This is a genomic window from Streptomyces sp. KLMMK (genome assembly GCF_036961605.1).
Classification (GTDB): Bacteria; Actinomycetota; Actinomycetes; order Streptomycetales; family Streptomycetaceae; genus Streptomyces; species Streptomyces telluris.
Genome location: NZ_JBAMDC010000712.1, coordinates 1 through 1,563, shown reverse-complemented (window position 1 = coordinate 1,563; position 1,563 = coordinate 1). Strand labels below are relative to the sequence as shown.

The window sequence follows — 1,563 nt, the reverse complement described above, 5'->3', positions numbered from 1 at the left end:
CCGCGGCGGGGGAGGCAGCGCGGGCTGATCGCCGGCTGTGCGGTGTGGGCCACGCTTTTCTGCACGTGCCAGGTCTGCTGCCGGGACCCGTACTTCGATCCGTGGGACGGCCAGCAGCGTGAGGGCTGGTGCCACAAGTGCGACTGTGGCGACTGTGATTGCAGCAACTGCGGCGAGTGCTGCAACTGCTGTGACTGCTGCGGTGACTGCGACTGTGGTTGCGACTGCGGCTGTTGAGAGCGAAGACGGGAGCGAAGACGGGAACGCGACCGAGGAGGAGCCTCGTGGTCGAGCGCGGTGCGAGGGGGAGGGTGCGGCGCAGCGCCGCGGATGTGAAGGCGTAGCAGCGTGAAGGCGTGAAGGTGCAGGGCTCCGCGGGAAGCGCGGTCAGCCCGGGCAGGAACCCGGAAGAGGTGCACGGAAGCCGGGACACGACGCGGACCACACCCGACCGAAGTCGATGTGGTTCCGGGTGACCAGCCGTTGCCCTGGGTGCATGGGCCAAGTGGAACAGCCTTCCGTTTCCGCGTCAACTGTGCTGAGACGGCCTGCCCACAGTGTGGACAGGAGTACGGACAGGCTTGACAGTTGGCCAGGGCACGCGAATAGCCTCGGAGTTCGACCGTGCTGAGGGGCGCGGCCGGATGCGCACGACGCAGCCGATGTGAAGGCACCTCCCGTGTCCGATCCCGTATCCACGGAGCCTTCGCATGCCCTCCCTCGTCGTCATCGGCGCCGGCCCGCGTTGCACCGGCCGCCTCGAACGCATCGCCGCCAACGCCCCCGGTCTCCTGGTGGGGGCCCGCCTCGGCCTCCACCTCGTGGAATCAGAGCGCCCTCGCCCGCTCGCCGCGCGCCACGGCCGCCGCGGGGGAGTGCTGCTGCCCGGCGACCGGAGCGGGACGTGAGCGGTGCCCCCGGAAGGGGACGGGCACCTCCGCCCGCCGCGACGGCGAGCGACCACCCCACCGAGCCACCGGCCCCACCGTGGCCCCACACCCCCAGGGAAGCCCATGTCCGCACCCATCCGGCCCCTGCACCTGGCCGTGAGCATCGACCGCCCCGGCGTCCGGGACGCCGAGTCCTATGCCCGCGCGGCCCGCCTCGCCGAGCGCGGCAGGCTGGACTTCGTCACCCTCGGCGACACGCTCGGCCCGCCCCGGCGCGGCGAGAGCCGCCTCGACGCCCTCGCCGTCCTCGCCCGCGTCGCGCCCGCCACCGAACGCATCGGCCTGGTGCCCACCGTCACCACCACCCACACCGAGCCGTTCCACGTCTCCAACGCCGTCGCCACTCTCGACTGGGTCAGCGGCGGCCGCGCCGGCTGGACCGTGGAGGTCTCCGGCACCGAGGCCGCGGCGCGCCACTTCGGCCGCCGCGCCGCGGCCCCCGCCGACGAGCTGTGGCACGAGGCCGCGGCCGTCGCGGACGTCGCCGCCCGGCTCTGGGACAGCTGGGAGGACGACGCCGAGATCCGCGACGCGGCCACCGGGCGCTTCGTCGACCGCGACAAGCTGCACCACGTCGACTTCGAAGGCCCCGGCTTCTCCGTCCGCGGGCCCT

2 protein-coding genes are annotated in these 1,563 nt (G+C 73.1%); both read left to right on the top strand.

The genetic code is table 11. From position 1 onward, the window contains the following. Nucleotides 1–710: 710 nt before the first annotated feature. Entirely contained in the window at nt 711–908 is a 198-nt protein-coding gene (locus V7793_RS37375) for a hypothetical protein (protein ID WP_336014162.1), read from the top strand. Between the two features lie 105 nt (nt 909–1,013). Further along, a partial coding sequence (locus V7793_RS37370) for an LLM class flavin-dependent oxidoreductase (protein WP_336014159.1) occupies nt 1,014–1,563 on the top strand: 550 nt, incomplete at its 3' end.